Origin of the sequence: Thalassospira sp. UBA848, assembly GCF_002295455.1 — a bacterium.
Taxonomy (GTDB): Bacteria; Pseudomonadota; Alphaproteobacteria; order Rhodospirillales; family Thalassospiraceae; genus Thalassospira.
The window spans coordinates 1-7,785 of the sequence record NZ_DBGS01000093.1 but is presented as its reverse complement, the minus strand read 5'-3'; the positions used below and the strand labels follow the sequence as shown (position 1 = coordinate 7,785).

The 7,785-nt window shown below is 57.4% G+C and carries 9 protein-coding genes; 6 read left to right on the top strand and 3 right to left on the bottom strand.

Annotated elements, in window-relative coordinates:
• The 3 genes from B2R48_RS13560 to B2R48_RS13550 form a co-directional block, all read left to right on the top strand.
• Positions 1–908 (top strand): LysR substrate-binding domain-containing protein (locus B2R48_RS13560; RefSeq protein ID WP_297001324.1); only part of this gene is annotated, 908 nt, incomplete at its 5' end.
• A 106-nt stretch (positions 909–1,014) separates the two neighbouring features.
• The gene (locus B2R48_RS13555; RefSeq protein WP_297001322.1) at positions 1,015–2,061 is read left to right on the top strand and encodes a patatin-like phospholipase family protein; all 1,047 of its coding nucleotides are present in this window, start codon (positions 1,015–1,017) and stop codon (positions 2,059–2,061) included.
• Between the two features lie 175 nt (positions 2,062–2,236).
• Positions 2,237–2,791: a sugar O-acetyltransferase gene (locus tag B2R48_RS13550; protein ID WP_213472655.1), complete on the top strand. Its 555-nt coding sequence runs from the start codon at positions 2,237–2,239 to the stop codon at positions 2,789–2,791.
• Positions 2,792–2,977: 186 nt separating this feature from the next.
• Here B2R48_RS13550 and B2R48_RS13545 read toward each other — a convergent pair whose 3' ends face one another.
• The 3 genes from B2R48_RS13545 to B2R48_RS13535 form a co-directional block, all read right to left on the bottom strand.
• Positions 2,978–3,589, bottom strand: coding sequence for a hypothetical protein (locus B2R48_RS13545; protein WP_297001316.1), 612 nt, complete (start codon positions 3,587–3,589; stop codon positions 2,978–2,980).
• 190 nt (positions 3,590–3,779) lie between these two features.
• On the bottom strand, positions 3,780–4,313 hold the full coding sequence (locus tag B2R48_RS13540) for a cytochrome b/b6 domain-containing protein (protein WP_297001313.1): 534 nt from the start codon (positions 4,311–4,313) through the stop codon (positions 3,780–3,782).
• Between the two features lie 138 nt (positions 4,314–4,451).
• The gene (locus B2R48_RS13535; protein ID WP_297001310.1) at positions 4,452–4,754 is read right to left on the bottom strand and encodes a PepSY domain-containing protein; all 303 of its coding nucleotides are present in this window, start codon (positions 4,752–4,754) and stop codon (positions 4,452–4,454) included.
• Positions 4,755–4,916: 162 nt separating this feature from the next.
• Between B2R48_RS13535 and B2R48_RS13530 the strand changes: the two genes are divergently transcribed.
• The 3 genes from B2R48_RS13530 to B2R48_RS13520 form a co-directional block, all read left to right on the top strand.
• The gene (locus B2R48_RS13530; protein ID WP_297001304.1) at positions 4,917–5,576 is read left to right on the top strand and encodes a response regulator; all 660 of its coding nucleotides are present in this window, start codon (positions 4,917–4,919) and stop codon (positions 5,574–5,576) included.
• Positions 5,576–6,994 (top strand): ATP-binding protein, encoded by a 1,419-nt coding sequence (locus B2R48_RS13525; RefSeq protein ID WP_297001301.1) that lies wholly within the window; start codon positions 5,576–5,578, stop codon positions 6,992–6,994. Before B2R48_RS13530 ends, B2R48_RS13525 begins: the two co-directional genes overlap by 1 nt.
• 236 nt (positions 6,995–7,230) lie before the next feature.
• On the top strand, positions 7,231–7,785 hold a 555-nt coding region (locus B2R48_RS13520; protein ID WP_297001298.1), incomplete at its 3' end, for a LacI family DNA-binding transcriptional regulator.

The following is a 7,785-nucleotide window of genomic DNA, read 5'->3' as shown; positions in this document are numbered from 1 at the left end:
TGCTGGCCGATTTTGAAGAGGCGCTTGGTGATCTGGATGCGCTGTCCAAAGGTGTTGGCGGCAAGATTACGATTGCAGCCGCACCATCTGTTTTGACGCGTATTTTGCCCGCTGTGATTTCCGAATTTGTCGCTGCCCATCCCGATGCGCGCATTCGTCTGGATGAACGCAATGCCGGTGAAGTGCATGAGGCGGTGGCAAATAATGCCGCCGATTTCGGGATTGCCGGGGAGTGGCAGGCGTTGCCCGATATTGCCTTTCGCCCGCTATTTTCCGACCGGTTTGGCGTGCTGTGCCGGGCCGATCATGCCTTTGCCCAAAAGTCGGTTTTGCGGTGGTCGGACTTGACCGGCGAGAAGCTGGTCGGGTTGGGGCCGGAGTCCGGGACCGGGGCACTGATGGCGCAGCCCGGTGTGACGAGTGACCTTTCAAGCGAAACCATGCCGGTCCTGAGCCCCGCTGTGCGCGATGCGGTGGCGGCGGGAATTCCGGCGGCGAAAACGGTTCTGGCGCGGGCGCAAAAGGCCATGCGGGCCGAGGAAAAGGTGCTGAAATCGCTTGATCCGAACGCCAGAAGTGCAGAGGAAGGCAGCGATATCGCATTGGGCGCAACCGGCCCGATCCTGCCGCGCCCGATTGTTGAAACATCCAACACCATCACACTGGCCGCCATGGTCGCCGAAGGGGTGGGGATCACGGTTCTGCCGGAACTGGCCGCGCGTGTTTCGGATATGGCGGCACCCGAAAAGCTCGTTTTTGTGCCACTGACCACCCCGGAACGCAATCGCCATATCGGCGTGATTACGCGCAAAAGCAAGAGCCTGTCGCCTATTGCGCGATTGTTCCTTGATCAGGTTATTGCCCTTGCCCCCAAGCAGGACCTTCCGGCCAGTTTGACGTGGTATTAGGCCGGGATAGCTTTCGACCATTTGATATCATTGCTGGCAGATGGTGCGGTTTGCGACATATCATGACCAGTAAGCCGAACATTATGACCTAGGTGCAGGAGATGGCATGAGCGAGCGTGCGAAGCAATCGACGGCGACCAACCGCAAACAGATCAACCTTGCCCTGCAGGGCGGGGGATCGCACGGGGCGTTTACCTGGGGCGTTCTGGACCGGTTGCTTGAAGATGAAGAGATCGAGCTTGAGGCGATTTCGGGGACATCGGCGGGGGCGATGAATGCGGCCGTGGTGACTTCGGGCTTTTGCAAGGGCAAATATGACGGGGCGCGCGAGGATCTGGAGCGGTTCTGGTCGGCCGTCTCCGAAGCCGCGCGGTTGAGCCCGCTTCAACGCAGCCCGATTGATGTTTTGTTTGGCAATTGGTCGCTTGGCAATTCGCCGATGTATCAGTGGCTGGATATGTCGGCCAAAATGTTTTCGCCCTATGATTTGAACCCGGTGGGGGACAATCCGCTGGCGGGGCTTTTGGAAGATGTGGTCGATTTTGATTTGCTAAACAAAAGCCCGACCAAGCTTTTCATCACTGCGACCAATGTCGAAACCGGGCAGGCACGGGTGTTTCGCAACCCCGATATCAGTCTCGATGTTTTGCTGGCCTCTGCCTGTTTGCCCAATATTTACAAGACGGTCGAGATTGATGGCGTGCCCTATTGGGACGGGGGATATTCCGGCAATCCCAGCCTTGGCCCGCTGGTGCGGGAATGTTCGGCCAATGACACGGTGCTCGTACAGATCAATCCGGTGAAACGGCCGGGGATCCCGAAAACCTCGCACGAGATATCAAGCCGTTTGAACGAGATTTCGTTTAACAGCAGCTTGGTCAAGGAACTGCGCATGATATCGGTGATCCGCAAGGACATGCCGCCCCATCAATGCGAAGCCAGTAGTTGGGGCACCATGCGCATGCATCTGATTGCAAGTGATGTGATGCTGGAACTTGATCACACGTCCAAGATGAATGCCGAATGGGATTTTATGACCATGCTGCGCGACAAGGGACGGGAGGCGGCAGGGGCGTTTCTTGACGCCCATCGTGGCGATGTCGGAGAACGCCCGACGCTCGATCTTGAACAGTTTGCGCCGGACTACGTCTAGGAAGATCACGCAGATGTTTCCCATGCTTGGCAAAGACAAGAAGCATGGTGTCTTGATCGCGTGGGGCGACGCGGATGCGTTTTTATGCCGGTGACCGCGGCAGCGCCGTGCAGATTGCAGTTGCCCGCAATCCGGCGTAACGTGTTGTCCGTCCCGAACAACGCCACAGAGCATCATGGCAAAAAGCGAACTTGAAAAAATGCAATCCGGTGACTGGTATTCCTGCCTTGATCCGGAAATCACCGTGTTGCGCCATCGCGCCCTTGAGGCATGCCATGAGCATAGCGTGCTCTATCCGGCGGAGCGTGGCAATATCGGGCCGAAACTGCGCGCGCTGTTTGCCGCTTGCGCGGATGATGTGCGGATCGAGGCGCGGTTTCATTGTGCCTATGGCATCAATATCCATTTGGCCGAGGACGTGTTTTTGAATGTCGGTTGCGTGATCCTGGATACGGCGCCGGTAAAGATCGGGCGGCATTCGATGCTGGGCCCGAATGTGCAGATTTACTGTGCCGATCATCATCGTGATCCGGAGCTCCGCAAGCAGCATCTTGAAATCGCCAAGCCGGTGACGATTGGCGACAATGTCTGGATCGGCGGCGGGGCGATCATCCTGCCGGGGATCACGATTGGTGATGATGCGATCGTTGGTGCCGGGGCCGTGGTGACGCGCGATGTTGCGGCCGGGACCAGCGTTGTTGGTAACCCGGCGCGGGTGTTGCCCCGGTAGGGGCGGCACGTGATGCCCCGGAGCCGGGGGTGGTGTGGCCTGTATGCCCGCTTTCGCGGGAATGGCGGGTTGGGAATGACAGGTTGGATATGACTGGCGAAGTAACGATCAGATTGTCATGCCCGCATAAACTGGCATCCAGTGAGACGGGCAGGATCCGCAGCAGGTTTATTTAGCTACAAACTCTTAGCCACAGACTTTGGGCAGGTCATATTCACCGCGAATTTCAGACAGGCCATCGGCAAGTTCCCGGCGGCGGAGTTCGGCCGCAGTTTCATCGGAGATATTGGCATCCCTTGCGATGATGTCGCCATACATGGCGCGCGCGGTGCTTTCCTGTCCCTGATCGGAATAGGCAAGGGCTTCAAGCCACAGGCCGGCAACTACGAAATCGGCATTACCTGATTGCTGGGCCATGTCGGCATTGGCAATGGCCGATGCATGGTCACATTTGGCAAGGGCCGCAAGGCCGGTAAAGGCATCATCGCCGATCTTTGCGCGGATGCGATCACGCTTTTCCTTCTGGGCGGCTTCATATGCCTCGCGTTCGGCGGCATCGGCACTTGCGCCCGAAATGGCCCCGGCGGTTGCCCCGGTGGCCCCGCCATAAACCGCAGAGCGTGCCGCGGCCTCTATCGGATCGCCGCCAAAGATCGCAGCCGTGACAAAGCCGCCAACGGCCCCCGAAATGGCCCCGATTCCGGCGCCTTGTCCTGCATATTCGCCGGTTTTGCCCGTGCACCCCGCAAGGGCTGCGATTGAAAGACCAAGAGCGGTTACAATGACGACAGGGCGCATGAGGTGTCCAATTCGGTTTCAATTCATAATGGTATAGCCTACATCGAAATCGCGCCCGACCGAAAGAGCGAAGGCAATCGCGTGCCGCAAACAAAAAAGGCAACCGGCCAGAGGTGGCGCGGTTGCCTTAAGTTGGGACAAACCATTGCTGGATGTCACAGGGGTAAGCGTTAAGCGTGGTTAAGTCGGGTTAGGCGATATCGTCTGTGGCCGGGCGGCGTTTGCGTCCCGTGATCATGGCGCGCACCAGATTTTCGTGATGGCGGAGGCTGGCCAGCAACACGCCGCCGACATGCAGCAGAACAAGGAACAACAGGCCGTTTGCCAATGCCTCGTGGGTTTCTTCCACCCATTCCGAGCCCCAGAACATGGTGGTGGTGTACATCCAGCCTGTCAGCGCACAACCGGCCATGGCGAGGATGAGGGCCACGATCATGGCGGCCCCGGCCGGGTTATGGCCAAGATAACGCGGTTCCGCGCCACGCAGGATATCGCCAAGATATTTAAGCGTTGCCCGGGGGCTTTTGATGAACTGGGTGAAGCGGGCGTAACGGGTGCCGACCAGGCCCCAGATCAGGCGCAGTGCAATCAGCGCACCCGCGGCATAGCCGGCCCAGTAATGCAGGCTGTCCCATTCTTCAGCCGTGACCCAGGCAATGACGAAACTTGCCGCCAAGCCCCAGTGAAACAGGCGGACAAACGGGTCCCATACTTTGACAGACATGATGCGTGCTCCTGACGGTTGAATGCATTTTCAGATGGCGGGTTCAGAGAGGCGGCTTTGACCGAAGGCACCCGTGCAGGCAGGCACGGGGCGTGGGGACAGGACAACGGTCAAAGCCGCACTCGCCCTAAAGGAAGATCAGTCATCTTCCTTGACGAGTTCAAAGGTGGCCGGGTTGAAATAGGCCTCAATCTTCTTGCCATCGGCCTTGATGGCGTAAACTTCAAAGCAGCCATCATCTTCCTTGATCTTGCGGACGTCCCAGCCCTCGGCCGTCAGCTTTTCCTTAAGCGCATCCATGCTTTGCCATTCGGATTTTGGCACGTTGCAATAATCGTCACTGGCCTGTGCGGTATGCGCCGTCAGGCCGAGGGATGCAGTGGCAAGAAGCGTTGCAGCAAAACTGCCAAGGGCGGCTTTCTTCAAAACAGTGTTTTTCATGGCTCGGTTCCTTCATAAGATAGGGGTAATGTCATGATCGGTGCCGAGTATGGCGTGCTTCCCTGACAGCAAACTGAACCGGATGTTTTTCACCGTTCAGCACACTGTCAGGAACGGCCGTTACCCACGGCAGATTGTGCGAAGCTTCGGGAAGAGGTTGGGGTGCGTATTCTTCTGGTCGAAGATGAATTGATGCTGGCAGACGCGGTGCGCGATCATTTACTCGCAAGCGGCGAGGCGGTTGATCACAGTGCAAGTGTGGTCGATGCCGAGATCATGCTGCGCGGGACCAATTATGATGTGTTGTTGCTGGACCTTAACCTGCCCGATGGCAAGGGGCTTGATCTGTTGCGCGATCTGCGCCGCCAAGGGTCGGCCACACCATGCATTATCCTGACCGCGCAGGATCAGATTTCGGATCGGATCGCGGGGCTTAATGCCGGGGCGGATGATTATCTGGTCAAGCCGTTTGATCTGAACGAGCTCTCGGCACGCCTGGCCGCCGTGTCGCGGCGCTATAGCGGTAATCCCAATCCATTTATCGAGCTGGAGGGCGGGGTCGAGGTCGACCTTGCCGGGCGGTCGGTTTTGCGCGATGGCGAACATATCGATCTGACATCGCGTGAATGGGCGCTGTTTGATCAGATGGTCAAACGGCCGGGCCAGACATTATCAAAGCGCCAGCTTGAAGAAGCGCTTTATGAATTTGGTGCCGAGATCGAAAGCAACACGGTCGAGGTTTATGTCAGCCGTTTGCGCCGCAAGCTTGGCCGTGACGTGATCAAGACCGTGCGCGGTGTCGGCTATCGGGTTGAGGGATAATGAAGATCAGGGCGCAAAACAGTCTTCAGTTCATTCTGACCAAACGCCTGACGGTGATCGTGGCATTGTTTTGGGTGATCGGGGCCCTGTTTGCGGCCTATACCGCCCGCCATGAGATGGAGGAGGGGGCGGATACCGCCCTTGTCGAGACGTCACGGCGGACCTCGACCCTTATCATCGATTATCTTGAAAACCATCAGGACGCGGGCGGGATTGTTATCTTGCCCGAACCGGGCTTTGACGCTGTTCATGATGGTGATGCTGATGATGACAGCGATCATGACGATCATGATGGTGATTTCGACGATTTCGATGACTTCATGCAGTATCAATTGCGTGATGCAAAGGGTGACGTGCTGCTGCGGTCGCAAAATGCGCCGGAAGCGCCGTTTGATGCGCCGCTTGAGCCCGGTTTCAGCGATGGTGATGAGGTTCGCGTCTATACCAGTGTGACCGGCAATGGTCATCTGTTCATGCAGGTGGCCGAACCGACCGAGCATCGCAATGAAGCGATCATTGAAACCATGGTGTCGCAGTTCACACCGCTGATTTTCCTGATCCCGGTGACCATTCTTGCGGTGGTCTATAGCGTGACCCGCGCGCTGGGTCCGGTACGCCAGGTCCGCAACGAGATCGAGGCACGCGGGGAGGGCAACCTGACCCCAATCGCGCAGGACGACCAGACCGAGGAAATCAACACCATTGTCACGGCGGTCAATCGCTTGATGGCAAAGCTTGAGGCGGCGCTCAGTGTCGAGCGCAGCTTTACCGCCAACAGTGCGCATGAACTGCGCACGCCGATTGCCGTGGCGCTGGCACAAACGCAAAGGCTTCTGGCGGAACTGCCAGACGGTCACGCGGCCCGCAAACGAGCGGTCCAGACGGAAGAGGCGCTTAAACGCCTGTCGCGGTTGTCCGAAAAGCTTTTGCAGTTGGCACGCGCGGAATCAAGCGGCGGCTTTAGTCCGACGGGGCATAATCAGGATCTTGGCCCGACGCTTAATCTGGTGATTGAAGACCTCAAGCGGGCCGGGATGGAAGGGGCGGAGATCCGCTTTGATGCGAGTAATCTGGCGCCCCTTTCAGCCAATATCGACCATGACGCCTTTGCGATCTGCATGCGCAACCTGATTGAAAATGCCCTGAAATATGGCGGGGATGACGAACCCGTCGATATCCGTGTGGTCGAGGATCACATCGTGCAGGTGTCAAACGGCGGCGTGCCGGTCAGCCCGGCAGAACTGGCGCAACTGACCACCCGGTTCAAACGATCGAGCAACAAGGCTGATGGATCAGGACTGGGCTTGGCGATTGTCGAGGCGATTGCGCGCAATACTAAAGCAGAGCTCAAGCTTTATTCCCCGCGCCCGGATCATGCGGACGGGTTTATGGCCGAACTTCGTTTGCATCAAAGCTAAGCAGACAAACAGTCCCCATAAAACGTCTGAGCAGCAATGCAGCCCCGGAAAACCGGCTTGAAGATTTGCGATCATGGCGCGGGGTTACCGTTTTATGTTTTGAAATCGAAACGTCATAAATGGCAGTTTTCCGCCATTGTAAACGTTTCAAATGTTCATAAAACGGAAACACAAGTGTTATCGAAGTGACTTCTTCGTTGGGTATGGTTTGGCCCGTCGAAGGAGTTTTGTTGCAGATGACACCCAAACCCACCATGCGCACAGTCGCCGCCAAGGCCGGCGTTTCAATCGCAACCGTATCACGGGTGATCAATTGCCCTGATGAGGTGCCGACTGAGACGGTTGAGCGCGTGCGTGCGGCCATGGCGTATCTGAAATATCGGCCAAACATGAATGGCCGACGCCTTAAAATGGCGCAGACGCGGTCTGTCGGTGTGCTGGTGCCAACCATGGCCAACCCGGTTTTTGCAACATCGGTCCAGGGGATCGAGCAGGCCGCCAATGAGGACGGCCTGACCGTTCTTTTGACGTCATCGGAATACGACCCCGAACGCGAACTGGGCGCGGTTTCGACATTGCTGAATAACCGGGTGGACGGGTTGATCCTGACACTGGCCAATGCCGATGATAATCGCGTGATCGATCTTTTGATCAGTGAAAACATCCCGTTCGTGTTGCTGTTTAACCAGCCAAGCCGAACCGACGTGGCGTCCATCAGTGTTGATAACGCCAAGTCGGCCTATGACATCACGCAGGCGATGATTGCAAAGGGGCATCGCAAGCTTGCGATG

Coding starts and splice junctions, on each gene's coding strand:
- B2R48_RS13555 (WP_297001322.1), top strand. CDS start 1,015: ATGAGCGAGCGTGCGAAGCAATCGACGGCGACCAACCGCAAACAGATC.
- B2R48_RS13550 (WP_213472655.1), top strand. CDS start 2,237: ATGGCAAAAAGCGAACTTGAAAAAATGCAATCCGGTGACTGGTATTCC.
- B2R48_RS13545 (WP_297001316.1), bottom strand. CDS start 3,589: ATGCGCCCTGTCGTCATTGTAACCGCTCTTGGTCTTTCAATCGCAGCC.
- B2R48_RS13540 (WP_297001313.1), bottom strand. CDS start 4,313: ATGTCTGTCAAAGTATGGGACCCGTTTGTCCGCCTGTTTCACTGGGGC.
- B2R48_RS13535 (WP_297001310.1), bottom strand. CDS start 4,754: ATGAAAAACACTGTTTTGAAGAAAGCCGCCCTTGGCAGTTTTGCTGCA.
- B2R48_RS13525 (WP_297001301.1), top strand. CDS start 5,576: ATGAAGATCAGGGCGCAAAACAGTCTTCAGTTCATTCTGACCAAACGC.